This window comes from Aestuariivirga sp. (genome assembly GCF_044239095.1).
GTDB lineage: Bacteria > Pseudomonadota > Alphaproteobacteria > Rhizobiales > Aestuariivirgaceae > Aestuariivirga.
Genome location: NZ_JBIICB010000015.1, coordinates 1 through 21,486, shown reverse-complemented (window position 1 = coordinate 21,486; position 21,486 = coordinate 1). Strand labels below are relative to the sequence as shown.

Below are 21,486 nucleotides of genomic sequence, written 5' to 3'. Positions count from 1 at the left end.
CTACTAGCCCTGTTCGTTGGCCGCAAGCTTGGCGAAGGTTTCGAAGAACTGTCCCGAGAGCTGCCGTGCCGTGGGCTCGATGAAGCGCTGGGCCAGGCTTGCGATCTTGCCGGTCACCTGGGCGTCGACGTCATAGATGAGCTTGGTGCCCTCGGGCACCTCCTCGAGGCGGACATTGGCGCCACCCACGGCGCCGCCCATCATCGACTTGCCCTCGCCGGAAATGCGGTAGCCGTGGGGCGGATCGAGATCGGAGAGTGTCACCGCGCCTTTGAAGCTTGCCTTCACCGGTCCCATCTTCACGGTGACCTTGGCTTCCATTTCGGTGTCGGACGTCTTGATGATCTCCTCGCAGCCGGGAATGGCCTGGCGCAGCACCTCAGGATCGTTCAGTGCCTCCCACACCCTCTGCCGGGGCACGGGGATGATCACCTCATCGGATAGCTTCATCGTTAAGTCCTCCCAAAACCTTCGCGATTATGCCGCGATATCGCCGCGCTTCCACTGTTCCTTCGTCGCAAGGCGGAACGCCTCGAAACGCCCTTCCGAGATCGCCGCGCGGATGCCCTGCATCAGGGTCTGATAATAGGCGATATTGGCCCATGACAGCAGCATCATGCCGAGCAGCTCGCCCGAGCGCATCAGATGGTGCAGATAGGCGCGCGAATACTGCGACAGCGCCGGGCATGGGTGTTCGGCATCCAGCGGGCGAGGGTCGTCCGCATGCCGTGCGTTCCGCAGGTTGATCTTGCCGAACCGGGTGAAGGCCTGGCCATGCCGGCCGGAGCGCGTAGGCAGCACGCAGTCGAACATGTCGATGCCGCGGGCCACCGATTCCAGAATGTCTTCCGGTGTTCCAACACCCATCAGGTAGCGCGGCCGGTCCTCGGGCAGGTGCGGGATGGTGTGCTCGATGGCCTGCAGCATCAGCTCATGCCCTTCACCCACCGCGAGCCCGCCGATGGCATAGCCTTCGAAGCCGATGGATTTCAGGCCATCGGCACTCTCCTTGCGGAGCCTCGGGTTGATGCCGCCCTGAACGATGCCGAAATTGCCACGCCCCGGCTGCTTGCCGAAAGCGATGCGCGAGCGCTCCGCCCAGCGCAGCGAGAGCTGCATGGCCTTCTCGGCCTCCTTTTCGGTGTGCGGATATTCGATGCACTGGTCGAGCTGCATCTGGATGTCGGACCCCAGCAGCCGCTGGATCTCCATGGCGCGCTCCGGCGAGAGCTCGTATTTCCGCCCGTCGATGTGGGACTGGAACATCGCCGCCTGCTCCGTGATCTTGCGGATCTTGGACAGCGACATGATCTGGAAGCCGCCGGAATCGGTGAGGATGGGGCGCTTCCAGCCGATGAAATGATGAAGTCCGCCGAGCTTCGCCACCTCCTCCGCCCCGGGCCGGAGCATCAGGTGATAGGTGTTGCCGAGGATGATGTCCGCCCCCGTACCCTCCACCTGGTCGAGATAGAGGCCCTTTACAGTGCCGACGGTGCCCACCGGCATGAAGGCCGGGGTGCGGATGTCGCCATGGAGCGTGTGGACGGTGCCGCGCCGTGCGGAGCCATCCGTGCCGTGCAGGCTGAAGCTGAACTCAGTGGTCATGAGACCGGGAATAGCAGGCTGGAGTCGCCATAGGAATAGAAGCGATAGTCATTGGCAATCGCATGGGCATAGGCCGCTCGCATGGTCTCGAGGCCGGAGAAGGCCGAGACGAGCATGAACAGCGTCGATTTCGGCAGGTGGAAATTGGTGATGAGCAAGTCCGCGCCGCGAAACCGGTAACCCGGCGTGATGAAGATGTCTGTCGTGCCCGAGAACGGCTCGAGGCCGGAGGCCACCAGCAGGCGCAGCGAGGTCGTCCCCACCGCCACGATGCGCCCGCCCCTGGCGCGTGCCGCCTTGAGACGCTCGCAGGTGGCTGCCGTCACCTCACCCCATTCGGCGTGCATCTTGTGATCATTCGTGTCATCCGCCTTCACCGGCAGAAAGGTGCCTGCACCGACGTGAAGTGTAACGAATTCCTGTGATATACCAGAGTCTTGCAACCGCTTCATCAAGTCCGGCGTGAAGTGCAGACCAGCCGTCGGCGCTGCAACCGCACCCTCCTTCTCGGCATAGACCGTCTGGTAGTCCTGCCTGTCCTGCGCGTCGGTGCCACGTTTACCCGCGATGTAGGGTGGCAGCGGCACCTCGCCCACGGCGGCGATGGCCTCGTCCAGTGCGGGCCCGTTGAGATCGAAGGCGAGCGTGACTTCACCGGCCTCCCCCTTGGCTTCGACGGTCGCATCCAGCGCCCCGAAGCGCAGCCGGTCACCGGCTTCCAGCTTCTTTGCCGGTTTCACGAAGGCCTTCCAGCGGTGCCCGTCGAGACGCAAATGGAGCAGCGCCTCGATCTTCGGCGTCGTGCCGCCGCGGCCAAAGCGATGACCGGACAGGGCCGCAGGAATGACACGCGTGTTGTTGAAGACCAGCACGTCGCCGGCGCGCAGCAGATCGGGGAGTTCGCGGAAGATGCGATCTTCACGCCCCTCCTGACGCACCACCAGAAGCTTCGAGGCGTCGCGCGGCGAGACGGGCCGCAGCGCGATGCGCTCCGGCGGGAGGTCGAAATCGAAATCGGAAACGCGCATGGAGGTTCGGCTTCCTGGCGCCGCCCCGTCAGGCCATCACCCCAATCTCTTGAGACGCTACACCTTCGCCGGGGTGATGCCTTTTGGAATTGGGATGACGCCGGCTTGTCGATTACTTCGCGTCTGCCGCGACCTGCAGCTTCGCAATCCTGTCCGGCTCACGCACGGGTTCGCCGCGCTTGATGCCGTCGACGATGTCCATGCCGTCCGTCACCTTGCCCCACACCGTGTACTGGCGGTCGAGGAAGGTAGCGTCGCCGAAGCAGATGAAGAACTGGCTGTTGGCCGAGTCCGGATTCTGTGAGCGCGCCATGGAGCACACGCCGCGCACATGCGGCTCCGTCGAGAACTCCTGCTTCAGGTTCGGCTTCTTGGAGCCGCCCATGCCAGCCTGGCCGGGGCTGAAGCTGGAGGACGCCGTGTTGCCATACTGCACGTCGCCGCCCTGGGCCATGAAGCCCTCGATGACGCGGTGGAACACGACGCCATCATAGGCACCCTCGCGGGCGAGCTCCTTGATGCGCGCCACATGGTTGGGCGCGAGGTCGGGGCGAAGCGTGATGGTGACGCGGCCCTTGGGCTCGTTCTTGGCGTTGGCCACGTCGAGATAGAGGGTGTTTTCGAGGTCAGCCATTATTGCACCGTTACCTTGGTCATCTTGTCGGGGGTTGCAGGCGGTTCGCCCTTGGCGATCTGATCGACGCAGGCCATGCCCTGCTCATCGACCTGGCCCCACACCGTGTACTGGCCGTTCAGGAAGTCGCCATCCGCGAACATGATGAAGAACTGGCTGTTGCCGGAATTGGGATCCTGCGAGCGGGCCATGCCCACCGTGCCGCGCTTGTAGGGTTCGGGCGTGAATTCGGCGGGAAGGTCAGGCTCCTGTGAACTGCCCATGCCGGTGCCCGTCGGATCGCCCGTCTGGGCCATGAAGCCGTCAATCACGCGGTGGAACACGATGCCGTCATAGAAGCCGGCGGCGGCCAGCTTGGTGATCTGCGCCACGTGCTTGGGCGCCAGGTCAGGCCTGAGCAAAATCGTGAACGAGCAGTCCTTGCTGGTTTCCACCGTGATCTTTTCGGCGGCGAGCGCAGGGCTTGCGAGAAGGCCAGCCGCCAGTGCAGCCAGAGCCAGTTTTCTGATCATGTCGTCTCCCATTGGTTTTCGGTGCCGTTCCTGACCGCACCGCAAGAAAAAGTCAATGTGATGGCTTCACCAGCGCCGCCGCCATCACCTCCTGCGCCTCCTTGGGGATGAACAGCGTGGTATCACCCCCCATCTTGGCGATCTGCTTCACCAGCGAGGAGGCGATCATGCGGGTGGCCGGCGAGGCCGCGAGGAAAACCGTCTCGATGTCGGGCGCCAGGGCGGCGTTCATCTGGCCCAACTGCACCTCATAGTCGAAATCGGTCGAGTCCCTGATGCCACGGATCATGATCCCCGCATGGTGTTGGCGCGCCGCATCGACGGCGAGACCATCGAAGGTGGCAACCGTGATCTTGATGCCCGTATGCTCGGCAATCGGCCGGGTGACCTTCTCCAGCAGCGCGATCCGCGTCTCCGCCGGAAGCATGGACTGCTTGCCGTGGTGGATGCCCACCCCCAGCACCAGCTTGTCCACCAGCCGCGCTGAACGCGCGATGATGTCGAGATGGCCATAGGTGACCGGGTCGAAGGAGCCGGGATAAAAGCCTGTCCGTGCCATGTTCAGCGATCCCTGAGTGCCATCCTGCAAGCTAGCCACAGACGGCACGTCACGGCAAGTGAAGGGCAAGAGGCCGTCAGGCCTCGCCCTCCTCCTCCTCGACGTCGGTGATGTGCTCGACAGAGACCACGTGCTCGTCATCCGCCACGTCGAAGACGATGACGCCCTGGGTGGAGCGGCCCTTCTTGCCGATGCCGGCCACCGGGCAGCGGATCAGCTGGCCGCCATCGGTGACAAGCATGATCTGGTCTTCGTTTTCCACCGGGAAGCTGGCCACCAGCGGGCCGTTGCGCTCATTCACCGCCATGGCGACGATGCCTTTGCCGCCGCGGCCGGTGATGCGGTATTCGTAGGACGAGGTGCGCTTGCCGTAGCCGTTGGCGGAAACCGTCAGGATCGTCTGCTCGGCAGCACCCATCACGGCGTAGCGCTCCTGGCTGATCATCGCCTCGGCCGTGGCCTCTTCGTCGCCGCCAGCGGGCGTGGCATCCGCCTCTTCGCCCGCCACCGCGCGCGACATTTTGAGGAAGGCGGCGCGCTCATCCGCGGTGGCTGCCACGTGGCGGAGGATGGACATGGAAATCAGGTGGTCTCCATCATCAAGCCTGATGCCGCGGACACCCGTTGAATCGCGGCCCTTGAACACGCGCACCTCCTCCACGGGGAAGCGGATGCACTGGCCCTGGGCGGTCGTCAGCATCACGTCGTCGGCCGCCGTGCAGATTTCGACGCCGGCGATCATGTCGCCCTCATCGAGCTTCATGGCGATCTTGCCTGAGCGGTTGATCTGCTCGAAATCCGACATTTCGTTCCGCCGGACGGTGCCGGAGCGGGTGGCGAACATCAGCTGCTGGCCGGTGGCGGTCGAGGCATCCTCCGGCATCGGAAGAATGGTGGTGACGCGCTCATCCTGCTGCAGCGGCAAGAGGTTGATGAGCGCCTTGCCGCGAGACTGCGGCGTTCCCAGCGGCAGCCGCCAGACCTTGAGGCGGTAGACCATGCCGGCGGAGGAGAAGAACAGGATGGGCGTGTGCGTGCTGGCCACGAACAGCTTGGTGACGAAATCCTCTTCCCTGGTGCCGCCGACACCCCTGCCCTTGCCGCCACGCTTCTGCGCGCGGTAGGTGGAGAGCGGCACGCGCTTCACATAGCCTGCGTGGCTGACCGTGATGACCATGTCCTCGCGCTGGATGAGGTCCTCGTCCTCCACCTCGCCATCATTTTCCATGATGACGGTGCGGCGGGGCGTGGCGAACTCGGTCTTGATGGCGGAGAGCTCGTCCTTGATGATGCCCATGACGCGGGCGCGCGAACGCAGGATCTCGAGATAATCCGCAATCTCGGTGGCGAGCGTCTGCAGCTCTTCTGCGATCTCGTCACGGCCAAGCGCGGTGAGGCGCTGCAGGCGCAACTCCAGAATGGCGCGGGCCTGTTCCTCGGACAGGCGATAGGCGCCCTCCCCGGTGAGCCCGTGGCGCGGATCGGCAATGAGGGCGATGAGCGGGGCCATGTCCTTGGCGGGCCAGTCACGCCCCATCAGGGCCTCGCGGGCTTCGGCCGCATCCTTCGAGGTGCGGATGAGCCTGATCACCTCGTCGATGTTGGCCACCGCGATGGCCAGGCCCACCAACACATGCGCGCGGTCCCGCGCCTTGGTGAGCAGGAACTTGGTGCGCCGTGTGACCACCTCCTCGCGGAAGGCGAGGAAGGCCTGCAGCAGGTCCTTGAGATTGAGGAGCTCCGGCCGGCCGCCGGTGAGGCATACGTTGTTGATGCCGAAGGTCGATTGCAACGGCGTGAAGCGGTAAAGCTGGTTCAGCACGATGTCCGCCATCGCGTCACGCTTCAATTCGATCACCACGCGCATGCCGTCACGGTCGGACTCGTCGCGGATGTCGGAAATGCCCTCGAGCTTCTTCTCGCGCACCAGGTCGGCAATGCGCTCGATCATCAGCGCCTTGTTCACCTGATAGGGAATTTCAGAAATGATGAGCGCCTCGCGCTCCTTGCGGATTTCCTCCGTGTGCACCTTGGCGCGCATGACGACGGAACCGCGGCCCGTGTGCGAGGCCGACTTGATGCCGACGCGGCCGAGGATCAAACCGCCGGTGGGAAAGTCCGGACCCGGGATGATGTCGATCAGGTCATCGATGGAGATGGCGGGATTGTCGATCACCGCCATGCAGGCGTCGATCACTTCGCCCAGATTATGGGGCGCCATGTTGGTGGCCATGCCCACGGCGATGCCGCCCGAGCCATTGACCAGCAGATTGGGGAAGCGCGCGGGCAGAACGGTGGGCTCACGCTCGGAATTGTCGTAGTTGGCCTGGAACTCGACCGTGTCCTTGTCGATGTCTTCCAGCAGCGCGTGCGCCACCTTGGCCATGCGGGATTCGGTGTAGCGCATGGCCGCCGGCGGGTCGCCGTCGATCGAGCCGAAATTGCCCTGCCCGTCGATCAGCGGCAGCCTGAGGGAGAAGTCCTGCGCCATGCGCACCAGGGCGTCGTAGATCGACTGGTCACCGTGCGGATGGTACTTACCGATGACATCGCCGACGATGCGGGCCGACTTGCGGTAGGCCTTGTTCCAATCATAGCCGTTCTCATTCATCGAGAACAGGATGCGGCGGTGGACCGGCTTCAATCCGTCGCGCACATCGGGGAGCGCGCGGCTCACGATCACGCTCATGGCGTAGTCGAGATAGCTCCTGCGCATCTCGTCTTCGATGGAGATCGGCGAAATCTCGGAAGGATTGGCGGGCGGTTTCGCGCCCTTCTCGTCGTCGGTATCGGCCACGGAAAACCTGTGAAATATGTCCGGCAAAACCGATCAAACCGCTGCAGAAAAAACAGCGATTCGGCGGCTATCCCAACTTAAGTGGATAGCCCCGCCGTTACAATGAAAAGCTGTTGATTTTCCGGCCTAAATCACGATTCCCGAATAGGCCGGAAAAGGCCCTCCAAGCAGCCTCAGAAAGGCACCTCGTCGTCGAGGTCACGGGACGGAATCTGGGCCTTGGCGCCACCCATGCGCGGACGTTCCATCGGGCTCGACTGGCCGAACTCGTCACTGCCGCCGCCGAAGCCGCCTCCCGCACCCTCGCCCGCGCCACCGCGGCCGCCAATCATGGTGAGGGTGCTGTTGAAGCCCTGAAGCACAACCTCGGTCGAGTATTTCTCAACACCGTCCTTGTCAGTGTATTTCCGGGTCTGCAGCTGGCCTTCAATATACACGGTCGAGCCCTTCTTCAGGTACTGCTCCGCCACCTTGGCGAGACCCTCGTTGAAGATCACCACGCGGTGCCACTCGGTCTTTTCCTTGCGCTCGCCTGTGTTGCGGTCACGCCAGGTTTCTGATGTGGCGAGCGAGAGATTGACGATGGGCTTGCCGTCCTGCGTGTGACGCACTTCCGGGTCACGGCCGAGGTTGCCCACCAAGATGACCTTGTTCACTGATCCAGCCATGACACCAACACTCCTTGTTTCCCGCGCACCCTAGTCAATGCCTCGCACCGGCACAGCAGGGCTTCAAACCTTATCCACACCGCTTATAGTTCTCTTTTTGTTCCAGAGCAAGGCCGGTAAGGTGATTTTTTGTGAGGGAACACGCCGATGCTCAAGCCGATCGAGACCAGCAAAGCCCCGAAGCCCTTCTCCGCCTATGCGCAAGGCATGGAAATCTCACCGGGTCACCGGGTGGTGCATGTCTCGGGGCAGATTGGCGTGACCGTATCCGGAGAGATCCCCGCCGATCCGGCCCGCCAGCATCAACTTGCCTGGGAAAACGCCCTTGCCGTGCTCGCCGCCGCCGGGATGGACCAGCGGAACGTGGTGGACGCCCATGTCTACATCACCGACCCTGCGCATGTTGCGCTTTACCGGGAGACGCGCGACCGCTTCATGCAGGGGCACAAGCCCGCCGCGACGCTTCTCATCGTGGCAGGCCTGGCGGATGCGCGGCTGGTTGTCGAAGTCGACCTGGTGGCTGCGGCTGAGGCAGAGGCCCCGGCCACATCAGCCGAAGCCTCATGAAACGTCGAGGCTCAGCGGCGGCCGAGCAGACCGAACAGCGGGACTCGCTTGACAGGAAGACCGGCATGGATGTGCTCCTTCGCAGGTGCAACATTTTGCTTCGGGTTGTGTGACTGCATCATGGCAGTCTGATAAACGTTTGTGTAAGCGTCGAAAATCCAGTTCATGATCTTTCTCCTTGGCCGTTGGCCGGCTTCTCTTGAACACCCTCAACATGCGCCTTTCGCTCTTGCAGCACAAACGGCATTAATCTACACTGCCTGTAACAAAAAGTTACATGTGACCTATGGGACGACGCCTTCCATCGCTGAATGCGCTCAAGGCCTTCGAGGCCGCCGCCCGGCTCGAAAGCTTCACCGATGCCGCGGCAGAGCTGTTCGTGACCCACGCCGCCGTCAGCCGTCATGTGCGTGACCTTGAGGAATGGCTGGGAACGGAACTCTTCCGCCGCACGGGCCGCGGCGTGGAGCTGACGGAAGCCGGAAGACGCTACGCCCTGCGCCTGACCCCCCTCTTCGATGAGTTGGCAGATGCCACGCGCGAGGCTGCAGCGGTTGGCGACGTGCGGCAGTTGAAGGTGACGGTCGAACCCTCAATCGCCTCACGCTGGCTGGTGCCGCGGCTCGGGCGGTTCAACGAACTCCACCCGGATATCGAACTCGCCATCGACCCGACCAGCAGGCTGGCGGACTTCCGCTCCGGCGAGGCCGACGTCGGCATCCGCTATGGCGCCGGTACCTGGGGCGATGTCGAGGCGGCGAAGCTGACGGATGCCATGATCTTCCCCGTCTGCGCACCAAAGCTGCTCACCGGCCGCGACGCGCTCAAGCCTCCGGACCTCGCCGACTTCAACCTTCTCCATGAATCGCGAAAGCAGTGGTGGGCCGACTGGCTCGCAGCCGCAGGCGTCTCGGGCGTGGAGGACTGGCGCGGCACCGTGTTCCAGAACCACCTCGCCATTGAGGCCGCCGAGGCGGGCCAGGGTTTCGCCCTCGCCGACCAGGTGCTGGCGACCGATTCCCTGCTTGACGGCTGGCTGGTCCGGCCCTTCGGCTTCGACATGAAGGACCACTGGCATTACTGGATCGTGCGCGGCAAGGGCCAGAAGGAGACGCCGCCGGTGCGTGCCTTCCGTGAATGGCTGATGGGCGAGATCGCGGATACCAACAGGAAATTTGCACAGCTGACCGGACAAAAGCCCGCAGCCGTTGCGGCAAGGCCTGTCTCGTCCTAGCCTCTTGCGAGCTTCACCGGAATCGAGACTCATGCCCGCCAAGAAATACGATTGCCTGAAATGCCCCGGCTATTGCTGCTCCTACCCGGTGATTGAGGTGAAGGACCGTGACGCGGAGCGCATCGCCAAGCACTTCGATTTGCCGCTGAAGCAGGCTGAGAAGAAGTATTTCAAGTCAGCCCATGGCTACAAGCGGATCATGCGGCGGAAGGCCGACCCGCATTTCGGCAAGATCTGCCAGTTCTTCGACACGAAGGAGCGGCGCTGCGGCATCTACCTCGCCAGACCATCGACCTGCCGGATATTCCCGGGTGAGGGCCGCTGCGGATACTATGATTTCCTGTCCTTCGAGCGTTCAGGCCAGGAGGACGAGACCTACATCTCGACCACCGATCACTCCGGCAACTGACGCTTCGCCAGGAGTTCGAAGCGCCATGCCAGCAGGGTGGCCGTGAAGACGAGGCCTGTTGCGAGGCCCCACCACAGGCCTGGCGCCCCCCAGCCCAGCGTGAAGCCCAGCACATAGCCACTGCCGAGGCCAACCAGCCAGTAACCGATACCGGCAATAACCAGCGGCACAGCGGCATCCTTGAGGCCTCGCAGCACATGGGACGCGATCACCTGCAGCCCGTCGAACACCTGGAACACCGCGGCGATCACCAGCAGCACGGCGGTCAGCGCCGCGATCGGCGCATATTGCGGGTCGGCAGGATCGAGGAAGATCCGGGTCAGCAATTCCGGCATCAGCACGGGGATCATCACAAGCACCAGCGGCACGGCTACACCGATCAACATGCCCAGATTGCCCGCCTGCCGCGCCGCCGCCTGGTTCCTGGCGCCGGCGAAATAGGCAACGCGCACCATGGCCGCCTCCGAAATGCCGAGCGAGATGACGAAGGGAATGGCAATCCAGCCCATCACGATCTGATATGAGGCGAGCTCGACTGCGCCCATGATGCCGGAGAGAAGTGCGGTTGCCGCAAAAAGCCCGGACTCGAGCGCCACGATGCCGGCAACCGGCAGGCCAAGCCGCACCAGCGGGCCAAAGGCGCCAATCCCCCCGATACTGCCCGGATGCAGCGGCAGCCGCTGCTTGCGCACAAGCCAAAGCGTGTAGACCGCAAGGCACAGGAACTTGAACCACATGGACACAGCCCAGGCGATGCCTGCACCCTCGATGCCAAGCCTCGGCAGGCCAAAGCTGCCATGCACCAGCCCCTGCATGAGAACATAGTTCAGCACCACGGTGATGACGGTGATGGCAAGCACAAAGCCCGTCTTCATCAATGCCGCCACGAAACTCCTCAGCACGCCGAACCAGATGATGGGCAGCATGGCGAAGGCAAAGGCCCGGTAATAGGGCTCGGCCATGCGAATTACCTCCGGATCCTGCCCGGCAAACCGCAGCACGGCGCCAAGATTGAGGACAACGACGGTTGCGGCAACGCCGAGAAGCCCCGCCAGCACCAGGCCCCGGATCAAATCCGGCACCGCACGCTCGCGCTTGAGGGCACCCAGCGCCTCGGACACCAGCACGCCCACCACCGAGAAGAAGCCCATCAGCACGATGCACATCTGGTAGGAGAGATCGGTGGAGATCCCCGCCGCGGCGAGCTCCATCGCGCCGAGCCGGCCCACCACCATCTTGGCGGTAACAATCATCAGCACATCCGCCAGATAGGCAAAAATCAGCGGCATGGCGATGACGAGCAGCGCCTTGGTCTCGAGCAGGCGGGAAGGTTTCAAATTGGCAGTCCTTGTTGCGGGCTCAGGGATTAGCCCGCCGCGCCCGCTTCAGGCAACTCCGCGCGCTTCCTGCAAATGGGCCCGGATCTCGGCTAGGAAGATCTCGGCGAATTGCTGCAGCTTCGATTCGCCTACGCCATGCACCTCGCCGAAATCCCAGCGGGTGAGCGGGCGCTTGGCGGCCATGTCGATCAGCGTGCGGTCGGTGAAGATCACATAGGCGGGCACGCCGCGCTCCCGCGCCAGCTTCGCGCGCAGTGACTTGAGGCGCTGGAGGAGCTCGTCTGACACACCCTCGGTTTCAACCGCCGCAATGATCCTGCGCGCCCGCTCGGCCTTCTTCGTGGGCTTGGCGGCGGTCTCCCGGCAGCGGAAAGAGCCCTCGCCCCTGGCGAGTGCGATGGCCTTGGGCGAGAGCGACAACCCGCCATAGCCCGCCACATCGATCGCGAGATAACCACCGCCCATCATCTGCCGGATCATCGATTGCCAGTGCTGGCGGCCATGCGCCTTGCCAATGCCGAAGACGGCAAGCTCCGTGTGGTGCAGCGCCTCGGCCTTGTCATTGGGTTTACCCGCCAGAACATCCGCGATGTGCGCAGCCCCGAAGCGCTGGCCGGTGGTCTTCACGGCTTCGATCACCCATTTCGCCTCCGCCGTTCCATCGACAAGGTGGACGGGATCGAGGCAGACATCACAGTTTCCGCAGGGCTCTGACTCCTCGCCGAAATAATAGAGCAGGTTCTGGCGGCGGCACTCCGGCGCCTCGCAATAGGCCACCAGCGCATCGAGGCGCTTGTGCTCCCTCCTGCGCCGCTCGTCGCCGCCCTCCTCCTGGTCGATGAAGCGGCGGCGCATCTGGATGTCGCCCAAGCCATAGACCATGCGGGCATCCGCCGGGTTGCCATCGCGCCCCGCACGGCCGATCTCCTGATAGTAAGCATCGAGCGAGGATGGCAGGTCGGCATGGAAGACGAAGCGCACGTCCGGCTTGTCGATGCCCATGCCGAAGGCGATGGTGGCGCAGACGATGATGCCCTTCTCCGTCATGAACAGGCTCTGCGCCTCAGCCCGGTCCTCCGCACTCATGCCCGCGTGGTAAGCAATGGCGCGGCGGCCCTTCGAGACGAGGAAGGCCGCAAGTTCCTCCGTCGATTTCCGCGACAGCGCATAGACGATGCCGGACTGCCCCTTCCGCCCATCGAGGAAATCAAGCAGCTGCTGCTTGGCATTGTCCTTGGGCGCCACGGCGAGGTGGATGTTGGGCCGGTCGAAGCCGGCGACATAGACCTCAGCCTCCCCGCCGAAGATCTTGCCCACGATGTCACGCCGTGTCGCTTCATCCGCCGTCGCCGTGAAGGCACCGATGGGCACGCCGGGGAAGGACTGCCGCAATGTCTGCAGCATGTCATATTCGGGCCGGAAGGATGCCCCCCATTGCGAAATACAATGCGCCTCGTCGATGGCGATGAGGGTCACCTCCAACCGCGACAGGGCCGCAATCATCCGCTCCGTCATCAGCCGCTCGGGCGAGAGATAGAGGAGCCTCGTCTCGCCAGACGCCACTTTGCGCCAGATCGCAACATTGTCCTCGCGGGTGGCCGCCGAGTTGATCGTCTCCGCCGCAACGCCTGCCAGCTTCAGCGCCGCCACCTGGTCCTGCATCAGCGCCACGAGCGGCGAGACGACAATGGCGAGCCCGCCCCGCGCGAGGGCCGGCACCTGATAGCACAGCGACTTGCCGGAACCCGTGGGCATGACAGCCAGCACATTCCGGCCTTCGAGCAAGGTGCTGACGATCCCTTCCTGGCCAGGCCGGAAGCTCTCGTAGCCGAATGTCTTGCGGAGGATGTCGTGCGGGGTCACGCTGCTGATCTTCTCCCTCCCCCTTGTGGGGAGGGCCGGGGTGGGGGTCGGGGTGGTGTCGGCAATTTGGACTCAAACACTTTGTCAGCCTTCAGAGCGGCCCCCACCCCTGCCCCTCCCCACAAGGGGGAGGGGAAAGAGATGGGACGCGCCCTGCTCCGTGATCTAGACACTGAACGGCGATTCGGGTGGAGCTTATGGTTTCCGAGCGTCAACCTTTCCTGCGACGGATGTGGATAACAGGAAACTGCCAGCGACCCGCGCGCGTATCTCCGTCACAAGTTCGGTCCATCCTTGCGGATGTTCTCATTTTGATCTAGTCGAGAATCCATGTCAGAGCACAAGAAAGTCCTGTCCATCCAGGGGGCGCGTGAGCACAACCTGAAGAATGTGTCGCTTGAACTTCCGCGGGATAAGCTGATCGTCTTCACGGGGCTGTCAGGCTCCGGCAAGTCCTCGCTCGCCTTCGACACGATCTATGCCGAGGGCCAGCGGCGCTATGTCGAGTCGCTCTCGGCCTATGCGCGGCAGTTCCTTGAGATGATGCAGAAGCCGGACGTGGACCAGATCGACGGTCTCTCCCCCGCCATCTCCATCGAGCAGAAGACGACGAGCCGCAACCCGCGCTCCACGGTCGGCACCGTCACCGAGATCTATGACTACATGCGCCTGCTCTTCGCGCGCATCGGCGTGGCCTATTCGCCCGCCACCGGCCTTCCCATCGAAAGCCAGACCGTCACCCAGATGGTGGACCGCGTGCTGGCGCTCGACGAGGGCACGAGGCTCTATCTGCTCGCCCCCATCGTGCGTGGCCGCAAGGGAGAGTATCGCAAGGAACTTGCCGAGCTTCAGAAGAAGGGCTTCACCCGTGTGAAGGTCGATGGCCAGTTCCACGAGATCGACAGCGTTCCGGCCCTCGACAAGAAGTTCAAGCATGACGTGGACGTGGTGGTGGACCGCCTGGTGGTGAAGCCGGACCTCGCCACGCGCCTTGCCGACAGCTTCGAGACGGCGCTGAAGCTGGCCGATGGGCTGGCAGTTGCCGAATTCGCCGACAAGCCGCTGAAGGCCTCCGAGACCACGGAGGAAGGCGCCAACAAGTCGAAGAACGACACGCATGAGCGGCTGCTGTTCTCCGAGCGCTTCGCCTGCCCCGTCTCGGGCTTCACCATCGATGAGATCGAGCCACGGCTGTTCTCCTTCAACAACCCCTTTGGCGCCTGCCCCAAATGCGATGGTCTCGGCACCGAGTTGCACTTCGAGCCAGAGCTGGTGGTGCCAGATTCATCGCTCTCCATGAAGGAAGGCGCAATCCTGCCCTGGGCGCGCACCGGCAACACATCGCCCTATTACAACCAGACGCTCGAGGCGCTGGCCAAGCACTACAAGGTGTCGATGAATACGCCGTGGAAGGACATTCCGAAGAAGGCGCGCGAGGCGATCCTGTTCGGCACGGGCGAGGACGAGGTCACCATCACCTATGATGATGGCATCCGCGCCTACAAGACCAAGAAGCCCTTCGAGGGCGTGATCGGCAACATCGAGCGGCGCTGGCGCGAGACGGATTCCGAGTGGATGCGGGAGGAGCTATCCAAATACCAGTCGGACCATCCCTGCTCCGAGTGCAACGGCTTCCGCCTCAAGCCGCAGGCGCTGGCCGTGAAGGTGGACCGCAAGCACATTGGCGAGATTTCCGCCATGTCGATCCGCGAGGCCAATGAGTGGTTCGTGACCCTGCTGGCCAAGCTGAAGCCGAAGGACCAGGAGATCGCGGCGCGCATCCTGAAGGAAATCCGCGACCGGCTGAAATTCCTCGTGGATGTGGGGCTCGATTACCTCAACCTGTCACGCACGTCCGGCACGCTGTCGGGTGGTGAGAGCCAGCGCATCCGTCTGGCATCGCAGATCGGCTCCGGCCTCACCGGCGTGCTCTATGTGCTGGACGAGCCGTCGATCGGCCTTCACCAGCGCGACAATGCGCGGCTCCTCGAAACCCTCGTCCACCTGCGCGACCTCGGCAACACGGTGATCGTGGTTGAGCATGACGAGGACGCGATCCGGCTTGCGGATTATGTGGTCGATATCGGCCCAGGTGCTGGCGTCCACGGCGGCGAAATCATCGCGCAGGGAACGCCTGCGGAGGTGATGGCGAACCCCAAGTCGCTCACCGGCCAATATCTCACCGGCCAGCTCGCCGTGCCGCTGCCCGGCATCCGTCGCAAGTGGGAGAAGAACCGCTCCATCCGCGTCAAGGGTGCCCGCGCCAACAACCTCAAGAACGTCTCGGCGGAAATTCCCTTAGGCGTCTTCACCTGCGTCACGGGTGTCTCCGGCGGCGGCAAGTCCACGCTGCTGATCGACACGGTCTACAAGGCCGCCGCCCGCAAGCTCATGGGCACGCGTGAAGCCCCCGCCGAGCATGATCGCATCGAGGGCCTGGAACTGCTCGACAAGATCATCGACATCGACCAGAGCCCCATCGGCCGCACACCGCGCTCCAACCCCGCCACCTATACCGGCGCCTTCACGCCCATCCGCGACTGGTTCGCAGGCCTGCCGGAGGCCAAGGCGCGCGGCTATGAGCCGGGGCGCTTCTCCTTCAACGTGAAGGGCGGGCGCTGCGAAACCTGCCAGGGCGACGGCGTCATCAAGATCGAGATGCACTTCCTGCCGGACGTCTATGTGACCTGCGATGCCTGCCACGGCCACCGCTACAACCGCGAGACACTGGAGATCCGATTCAAGGACAAGTCGATTGCCGATGTCCTCGACATGACTGTGACGGAAGCCGCCGAATTCTTCCGCGCCGTGCCATCCGTGCGCGACAAGATGGAAACGCTGGAGCGCGTGGGGCTGGGCTACATCAAGGTCGGCCAGCAGGCGACCACGCTGTCGGGCGGCGAGGCGCAGCGCGTGAAGCTCGCCAAGGAACTCTCCCGCCGCGCAACGGGGCGGACGCTCTATCTTCTGGACGAACCCACGACCGGCCTTCACTTCCACGACGTGAAGAAACTCCTCGAGGTGCTGCATGAGCTTGTGGACCAGGGCAATTCGGTGGTGGTGATCGAGCACAATCTCGAAGTCATCAAGACCGCTGACTGGATCATCGATCTGGGCCCTGAGGGTGGTGATGGCGGCGGCGAGATCGTGGTCGCCGGAACGCCCGAGGACGTTGTGCGCGAGAAGCGCAGCTACACCGGCCACTTCCTGAAAGAGGTCCTGCGACGAGGCAGGAAGCAGGCAGCGGAGTAGTGCTCTATTTCGCCTATGGCTCCAACATGTCGCGCACCCAGATGCGCCAGCGCTGCCCGGACCATGAGGTGATCGGGAAGGCGGTGTTGCCAGGGTATGCGCTTTGTTTCCCGCGCCATTCACCAATCCGCAATTGTGGCGTGGCGGGAATTGTGGAGCAGCCCGAAGCGGAAGTGTGGGGCGTGGTCTACCGGCTGCATGACGAGGACCTCGCAGCGCTCGACAGGCGCGAGGGGTATGATCCGGCGAAGCCCGCGCAAGTGAACCGCTACAACCGGAAGACCGTCCGTGTGCTGATGGATGGGGAGGCGCTCGATTGCCTGACCTATCTCGCGCGCGCGGAGCCGGGGAAACATGTTCCCAGCGTGGAGTACATGTCGGCGCTCATCACCGGTGCGGTGGAGATCGGGTTGCCGGAAGACTATGTTTCGCGGCTGCGGGCCTTCGGAACAACTGTCTGACCCTCGTCCCCTTCTCCCGTCGCAACGCGATGGGAGAAGGTGGCCGACAGGCCGGATGAGGGCCTCTTTCAACCGGCACGGCTCGCGGATACAGGCCCTCATCCGCCCTTCGGGCACCTTCTCCCATTGCTACGCAACGGGAGAAGGGGAAAACATTTTATCCGCCCCGCTCCTTCCGCAGCTTCGACCAATAGTCCAGCCGCCGCCGCACCTCGCGTTCGAAGCCGCGTTCGACGGGGTCGTAGTATTTCTCGCGGCCCATGCCATCCGGAAAATAGTTCTGGCCTGAAAAGGCATCCGGCTGGTCGTGGTCGTAGCGGTAGCCGGTGCCGTATTCCTGTTGCTTCATCAGCTTGGTCGGCGCGTTGAGGATGATCTTGGGCGGCATCAGCGAGCCCGTTTGCTTCGCCCGCTCCATCGCAGCCTTGTAGGCGGTGTAGAGCGCGTTGGACTTCGGAGCACTCGCCACATAGACCACCGCCTGCGCGATGGCCAATTCTCCCTCGGGGCTGCCGAGGAAGTCATAGGTCTCCTTGGCGGCCAGCGCCTGGTGCAGCGCCTCGGGGTCAGCGAGTCCCACATCCTCGATCGCCATGCGCACCACGCGGCGGACGATAAAGAGCGGGTCCTCTCCCGCCACCAGCATGCGGGCCAGATAATACAAAGCAGCATCCGGGTCAGAACCACGCACCGACTTGTGGAGCGCGGAGATGAGATTGTAGTGCCCATCCGCCGCCTTGTCATAAAGCGGCATGCGCTTCTGCACGGTGCGGGCCAACGTCTCCGTGTCGAGCGGCGTCCCGCCTTCCGGCACGGCGGCGAAGACCTCCTCCAGCATGTTGAGGAAATAGCGCCCGTCGCCATCGGCCATGCCGATCATCGCCTCGCGGGCGGCGGGTTCGGCGGGGAGTGACCGCCTCTCGAACATCTCGGCACGGCGGATCAGCGCCTGCATGGCCTCCGTGTCCAGCCGGTTCAGCACCAGCACCTGCGCGCGCGACAGAAGCGCGCCGTTGAGCTCGAAGCTGGGGTTCTCGGTCGTAGCGCCGACGAGGATGATGGTGCCATCCTCGACGAAAGGGAGAAACGAGTCCTGCTGGGACTTGTTGAAGCGGTGGATCTCATCCACGAACAGCAGCGTGCCCCTGCCCTGCTCGCGCCTGATGCGCGCCTGCTCGAACACCTTCTTGAGGTCGGCAACACCGGAGAAGATGGCCGAGATCTGCTCGAAGGCCAGCCCGGTCTCTCCCGCCAGCAGGCGCGCGATGGTGGTCTTGCCCGTGCCCGGCGGCCCCCACAGGATGATCGACGGGATGCGGCCTGCGGCCAGCATCCGCGTGATGACACCCTCGGGGCCCACCAGATGATCCTGCCCCACGACATCCAAGAGCTTCTGCGGGCGCAGCCGGTCCGCCAGCGGGCGGGGAGCGTCCTTGCCGAAACCTGCCGCCTGGAACAGGCTGGACATCACCCGCCCACGGCAAGTTTCATGATGCGTCCGCCGCGGTCGATGGCGATGCGCCAGAGACGGGCATCGCTTTCCAGAACCGTCCGCAGTGCCTCGACGCTGTCAATCATCACGCCGTTGATTTCAACCACGATGTCACCACGCTTGAAGAAGCGCCGCGCAGGCCCGCCCTCGAGCTTGACGATGGCGACACCCTCGGTGTTGGCCGGCAGGCCAAGTTCATCCGCGACGGCGGGCGACAGATTTGCGGCGACCGCTCCGGCCAGCGGGTTGCGGCCTTCAAGCAACGTTTCCTCGCGCTCCACCGTCTCGGGCGCCGCCACCATCGTCACCTGCGTCTCGCGGCGCTCGCCCTTGCGCTGGTATTCGACAATGGTGGTTGAGCCGATCGCCGTCGTCGCCACGCGGTAGCCCAGCTCCTGCGCACTCTCCACCGGCTTGCCCTCAATGGCGAGGATGACGTCACCGCGCTTGAGGCCGGATGCGCCAAGCGGGCTCTGCGGATGGAGGCTCACGATCATCGCACCTTCCGGCCTCGCCATGCCGAGCGAGGTTGCAATATCGGAGGTCACATCCTGCAATTCGGCGCCAAGCCACGGCCGCTTGATGGCGTCGCTGCCACTTTCTGCCGTAGCGACAACCGTCCTGACCATATTGGTGGGAATGGCGAAGCCAATCCCGATCGAACCGCCAGAACGCGAGAAGATGGCGGTGTTGATGCCGATCAGCTCTCCATTCATGCTGACGAGGGCGCCGCCCGAATTGCCGGGGTTGATGGCGGCATCGGTCTGGATGAAGAACTGATAGTCGCTCACCCCCACCTTGGTCCGCGCCAGTGCGGAGACGATACCGCTCGTCACCGTCTGCCCGACGCCGAACGGGTTGCCGATGGCCAGCACGAGGTCTCCGACTTCCAGCGCATCGGAATCACCCAGCGTCAGCGCGGGCAAGTCCTCGTCCGGCACATCGATCTTGAGAACCGCAAGGTCGGTGCGCTCATCCGCAAGCAGCACCCGGGCCTCGAACTCGCGCTTGTCGGCGAGCACCACCTTGATGTCCGTACCATTGGCAATCACGTGGTTGTTGGTGACGATGAGCCCAGCCGGATCGACGATCACGCCTGAGCCCAGCGAATTCTGCACCCGCTCGCGCGGCCTGCCGAATGACCCGTCGTCGCCGAAGAAGCGGCGGAAGAACGGATCATCGAAAAAGCGGTTGCCTTGCGCCACGGCGGCGACCCGCTGGGCATAGACGTTGACGACGGCCGGCGCCGTTCGCTTCACGACAGGTGCGAAGGACAGCTGAAGCTCGGTGGTCGAGCCGGGCACGACCCGCTCCTCCGCCCAGGCAAGCGGGCTGGCCAGAAACAGCATGAGGGCGGAAATGACAGTGGTGGCGAAACGCATGTGGCTCCTTTGGGCGGCTAAAGCGCCCTTATCTGCGATCAAGCTTTGTCGACAAGATGACCGACGTCTCAATCCTGGTGATGCCAGGAATCTGGCCAATGCCGTCGATCAGCCGGTCCATGGCTTCCGAAGAGGCGGTCTTCACCTGTGCGATCAGGTCGAACTTTCCGCTCACCGTGTGCAGGGTCTCGATCTGCGGGAAGCGGGCGAGATGCCGTCCCACCTCGATCTGGCGGCGGGGTTCCACCGCCAGCGTCACGAAGGCGCGCAGGCCGCTCTGGTCCATCTCGCTGGAAAGGCGAACGGTATAGGCTGCAATGATACCCGTTTCCTCAAGCCGCTTCAGCCGGTCCTGGACCGTGGTGCGCGAGAGGCCGAGCTTGCGGGCCAGCGAGGCGACGGGCTCGCGCGAGTCGACCTTCAGGAGCGCAATCAGCTCCTCATCCTTGGGCGTGATCTGTACCATGCGTCGGAATGGGGTCTCCTGCCGTCGAACCGACGACTCAATCGTCACAATTCAGCATAACGCCGTGTGTATTCCAACCGCGTCGATCGGCATACGAACACCTCAACTTTGCCCCGCCCTGATGGAGGTTCCAAATGGCTCAGCCCGCGCTCAACGTCGTGTCCGAACCCTTCTACGCCGATGCCCCGTCAGTGGCGCAGCTGATGCAGCCGGAAGAGGCCGTGTTCTGCTTCAGCGCAGAGGCGCTGCAAGCACGTCTTGCGCAGTTCACCGCCGGCTTTCCGGGAACGGTCAGCTTCGCCGTCAAGTCCAACCCCTCGAAGGAGGTGGCAACCGCCCTGGCGGCGGCTGGCCTTCAACACTGGGATGTGGCCTCGGTGCAGGAAATGACGCTGGTCCATTCGGTGGCCCCTCAGGCCCATTTCCACTACCACAACCCGGTGAAGTCGCGGCGCGAGATCTTCAACGCCTATCACAAGTTCGGCTGCCGGCGCTTTGCCGTGGACGCGCGCGAGGAGGTGGCGAAGATCGCAGCCATCGTGGGCAGCGACCATGCCGTCGAACTGGCGGTCCGCTTCGTGCTCCCGCGCGACCGTGCTGCCTCCGCCCATGACTTTTCGACCAAATTCGGCGCACCCGAGCACACGGCCATCGAGCTGCTGCAGGACATTCAGCGCCGCGGCTATGTGCCGGTGATGACCTTTCACCCCGGCTCACAATCGCGCGACCCGGCTGTTTACGCACGCCACATCGAGGCGGCCGCCCGCATTGCGCGCGCGGCCGGCGTGCATGTCGGCAAGCTCAATGTCGGCGGTGGCTTCCCGGTCAGCTATCCCTTGAGCAAGCCCGCTCCCCTCGCGCATTTCTTCACCACCATCGCGGAGGCTGCGACCCGGCATTTCGGCAAGGGCATGGAACCGCAGCTCGAATGTGAGCCTGGCCGCGGCCTCGTGGCCAATGCCATGTCGCTTCTCACCCGCATCAAGCTCGTCTGCTCGGATGGCGATGACATCTTCCTCAACGACGGCGTCTACGGTGGCCTCATGGAATTCATGCAGGTGCCGGAACTGCAACCGCCCTATCGCGTGATCCGCGGTGGCAAGGTGCTGCCGGGTCCCACCAAGCCGTGGAAGGTGTTCGGCCCGACCTGCGACCCGCTGGACGTGCTGCCCGCAAAGCTCGACCTGCCGGTGGACCTCCAGGACGAGGACTACGTG

General features: G+C 63.8%; 20 protein-coding genes. 6 read left to right on the top strand and 14 right to left on the bottom strand.

Annotated elements, in window-relative coordinates; genetic code table 11:
* Positions 1-3 precede the first annotated feature (3 nt).
* The 8 genes from ACILRA_RS02740 to ACILRA_RS02705 all read right to left on the bottom strand — a co-directional run bounded on the left by ACILRA_RS02740 (position 4) and on the right by ACILRA_RS02705 (position 7,803).
* Complete coding sequence (locus ACILRA_RS02740; protein WP_395660558.1) at positions 4-450, bottom strand: CoxG family protein; 447 nt, start codon at positions 448-450, stop codon at positions 4-6.
* Positions 451-477: 27 nt separating this feature from the next.
* Positions 478-1,605: a tRNA guanosine(34) transglycosylase Tgt gene (gene tgt / locus ACILRA_RS02735; RefSeq protein WP_395660557.1), complete on the bottom strand. Its 1,128-nt coding sequence runs from the start codon at positions 1,603-1,605 to the stop codon at positions 478-480.
* Complete coding sequence (gene queA / locus ACILRA_RS02730) at positions 1,602-2,633, bottom strand: tRNA preQ1(34) S-adenosylmethionine ribosyltransferase-isomerase QueA (protein ID WP_395660556.1); 1,032 nt, start codon at positions 2,631-2,633, stop codon at positions 1,602-1,604. Before queA ends, tgt begins: the two co-directional genes overlap by 4 nt.
* 112 nt (positions 2,634-2,745) lie before the next feature.
* A complete protein-coding gene (locus ACILRA_RS02725) occupies positions 2,746-3,267 on the bottom strand; it encodes a peptidylprolyl isomerase (protein ID WP_395660555.1) in 522 nt (173 codons plus the stop codon).
* Complete coding sequence (locus tag ACILRA_RS02720) at positions 3,267-3,779, bottom strand: peptidylprolyl isomerase (RefSeq protein ID WP_395660554.1); 513 nt, start codon at positions 3,777-3,779, stop codon at positions 3,267-3,269. The genes ACILRA_RS02725 and ACILRA_RS02720 overlap by 1 nt, the downstream gene beginning before the upstream one ends.
* A 52-nt stretch (positions 3,780-3,831) precedes the next feature.
* Positions 3,832-4,338, bottom strand: coding sequence for a pantetheine-phosphate adenylyltransferase (coaD, locus tag ACILRA_RS02715; RefSeq protein WP_395660553.1), 507 nt, complete (start codon positions 4,336-4,338; stop codon positions 3,832-3,834).
* Positions 4,339-4,414: 76 nt separating this feature from the next.
* The gene (gyrA, locus tag ACILRA_RS02710; protein ID WP_395660552.1) at positions 4,415-7,135 is read right to left on the bottom strand and encodes a DNA gyrase subunit A; all 2,721 of its coding nucleotides are present in this window, start codon (positions 7,133-7,135) and stop codon (positions 4,415-4,417) included.
* A gap of 173 nt (positions 7,136-7,308) precedes the next feature.
* Positions 7,309-7,803 (bottom strand): single-stranded DNA-binding protein, encoded by a 495-nt coding sequence (locus ACILRA_RS02705; RefSeq protein WP_395660551.1) that lies wholly within the window; start codon positions 7,801-7,803, stop codon positions 7,309-7,311.
* A gap of 147 nt (positions 7,804-7,950) precedes the next feature.
* Here ACILRA_RS02705 and ACILRA_RS02700 point away from each other — a divergent pair, with 147 nt between their 5' ends.
* A complete protein-coding gene (locus tag ACILRA_RS02700) occupies positions 7,951-8,370 on the top strand; it encodes a RidA family protein (RefSeq protein ID WP_395660550.1) in 420 nt (139 codons plus the stop codon).
* 11 nt (positions 8,371-8,381) lie between these two features.
* Here ACILRA_RS02700 and ACILRA_RS02695 read toward each other — a convergent pair whose 3' ends face one another.
* Entirely contained in the window at positions 8,382-8,537 is a 156-nt protein-coding gene (locus tag ACILRA_RS02695) for a hypothetical protein (RefSeq protein ID WP_395660549.1), read from the bottom strand.
* Positions 8,538-8,656: 119 nt separating this feature from the next.
* Between ACILRA_RS02695 and gcvA the strand changes: the two genes are divergently transcribed.
* Together gcvA and ACILRA_RS02685 are read left to right on the top strand one after the other, a co-directional pair.
* Positions 8,657-9,604, top strand: a complete 948-nt coding sequence (gene gcvA, locus ACILRA_RS02690) for a transcriptional regulator GcvA (RefSeq protein ID WP_395660548.1) — start codon at positions 8,657-8,659, stop codon at positions 9,602-9,604.
* A 31-nt stretch (positions 9,605-9,635) separates the two neighbouring features.
* Positions 9,636-10,013, top strand: a complete 378-nt coding sequence (locus tag ACILRA_RS02685; RefSeq protein ID WP_395660547.1) for a YkgJ family cysteine cluster protein — start codon at positions 9,636-9,638, stop codon at positions 10,011-10,013.
* Here the strand turns inward: ACILRA_RS02685 and ACILRA_RS02680 are convergent.
* Both ACILRA_RS02680 and recQ read right to left on the bottom strand, forming a co-directional pair.
* Positions 9,998-11,350: an MATE family efflux transporter gene (locus ACILRA_RS02680; protein WP_395660546.1), complete on the bottom strand. Its 1,353-nt coding sequence runs from the start codon at positions 11,348-11,350 to the stop codon at positions 9,998-10,000. The genes ACILRA_RS02685 and ACILRA_RS02680 overlap by 16 nt on opposite strands.
* Positions 11,351-11,398: 48 nt before the next feature.
* Positions 11,399-13,216, bottom strand: a complete 1,818-nt coding sequence (gene recQ / locus ACILRA_RS02675; protein ID WP_395660545.1) for a DNA helicase RecQ — start codon at positions 13,214-13,216, stop codon at positions 11,399-11,401.
* A 330-nt stretch (positions 13,217-13,546) separates the two neighbouring features.
* Between recQ and uvrA the strand changes: the two genes are divergently transcribed.
* On the top strand, positions 13,547-16,468 hold the full coding sequence (gene uvrA, locus ACILRA_RS02670; protein ID WP_395660544.1) for an excinuclease ABC subunit UvrA: 2,922 nt from the start codon (positions 13,547-13,549) through the stop codon (positions 16,466-16,468).
* The gene (locus ACILRA_RS02665) at positions 16,468-16,929 is read left to right on the top strand and encodes a gamma-glutamylcyclotransferase family protein (protein ID WP_395660543.1); all 462 of its coding nucleotides are present in this window, start codon (positions 16,468-16,470) and stop codon (positions 16,927-16,929) included. Before uvrA ends, ACILRA_RS02665 begins: the two co-directional genes overlap by 1 nt.
* 157 nt (positions 16,930-17,086) lie before the next feature.
* On the opposite strand, the gene ACILRA_RS02660 is transcribed toward ACILRA_RS02665, so the two are convergent.
* Genes ACILRA_RS02660 through ACILRA_RS02650 form a run of 3 tightly spaced genes read right to left on the bottom strand, consistent with a single transcriptional unit; the run spans position 17,087 to position 20,269 of the window.
* Entirely contained in the window at positions 17,087-18,397 is a 1,311-nt protein-coding gene (locus ACILRA_RS02660; protein ID WP_395660542.1) for a replication-associated recombination protein A, read from the bottom strand.
* Positions 18,397-19,803 carry a Do family serine endopeptidase gene (locus ACILRA_RS02655; protein ID WP_395660541.1) on the bottom strand — a complete coding sequence of 469 codons (1,407 nt, stop codon included), beginning with the start codon at positions 19,801-19,803 and terminating at the stop codon, positions 18,397-18,399. The genes ACILRA_RS02660 and ACILRA_RS02655 overlap by 1 nt, the downstream gene beginning before the upstream one ends.
* A gap of 28 nt (positions 19,804-19,831) precedes the next feature.
* Positions 19,832-20,269 carry an Lrp/AsnC family transcriptional regulator gene (locus ACILRA_RS02650; RefSeq protein ID WP_395660540.1) on the bottom strand — a complete coding sequence of 146 codons (438 nt, stop codon included), beginning with the start codon at positions 20,267-20,269 and terminating at the stop codon, positions 19,832-19,834.
* Positions 20,270-20,403: 134 nt separating this feature from the next.
* Between ACILRA_RS02650 and ACILRA_RS02645 the strand changes: the two genes are divergently transcribed.
* Positions 20,404-21,486: hypothetical protein (locus ACILRA_RS02645; RefSeq protein ID WP_395660539.1), on the top strand; the 1,083-nt coding region annotated here is incomplete at its 3' end.

Coding starts and splice junctions, on each gene's coding strand:
- ACILRA_RS02740 (WP_395660558.1), bottom strand. CDS start 450: ATGAAGCTATCCGATGAGGTGATCATCCCCGTGCCCCGGCAGAGGGTG.
- tgt (WP_395660557.1), bottom strand. CDS start 1,605: ATGACCACTGAGTTCAGCTTCAGCCTGCACGGCACGGATGGCTCCGCA.
- queA (WP_395660556.1), bottom strand. CDS start 2,633: ATGCGCGTTTCCGATTTCGATTTCGACCTCCCGCCGGAGCGCATCGCG.
- ACILRA_RS02725 (WP_395660555.1), bottom strand. CDS start 3,267: ATGGCTGACCTCGAAAACACCCTCTATCTCGACGTGGCCAACGCCAAG.
- ACILRA_RS02720 (WP_395660554.1), bottom strand. CDS start 3,779: ATGATCAGAAAACTGGCTCTGGCTGCACTGGCGGCTGGCCTTCTCGCA.
- coaD (WP_395660553.1), bottom strand. CDS start 4,338: ATGGCACGGACAGGCTTTTATCCCGGCTCCTTCGACCCGGTCACCTAT.
- ACILRA_RS02705 (WP_395660551.1), bottom strand. CDS start 7,803: ATGGCTGGATCAGTGAACAAGGTCATCTTGGTGGGCAACCTCGGCCGT.
- ACILRA_RS02700 (WP_395660550.1), top strand. CDS start 7,951: ATGCTCAAGCCGATCGAGACCAGCAAAGCCCCGAAGCCCTTCTCCGCC.
- ACILRA_RS02695 (WP_395660549.1), bottom strand. CDS start 8,537: ATGAACTGGATTTTCGACGCTTACACAAACGTTTATCAGACTGCCATG.
- gcvA (WP_395660548.1), top strand. CDS start 8,657: ATGGGACGACGCCTTCCATCGCTGAATGCGCTCAAGGCCTTCGAGGCC.
- ACILRA_RS02685 (WP_395660547.1), top strand. CDS start 9,636: ATGCCCGCCAAGAAATACGATTGCCTGAAATGCCCCGGCTATTGCTGC.
- uvrA (WP_395660544.1), top strand. CDS start 13,547: ATGTCAGAGCACAAGAAAGTCCTGTCCATCCAGGGGGCGCGTGAGCAC.
- ACILRA_RS02660 (WP_395660542.1), bottom strand. CDS start 18,397: ATGTCCAGCCTGTTCCAGGCGGCAGGTTTCGGCAAGGACGCTCCCCGC.
- ACILRA_RS02655 (WP_395660541.1), bottom strand. CDS start 19,803: ATGCGTTTCGCCACCACTGTCATTTCCGCCCTCATGCTGTTTCTGGCC.
- ACILRA_RS02650 (WP_395660540.1), bottom strand. CDS start 20,269: ATGGTACAGATCACGCCCAAGGATGAGGAGCTGATTGCGCTCCTGAAG.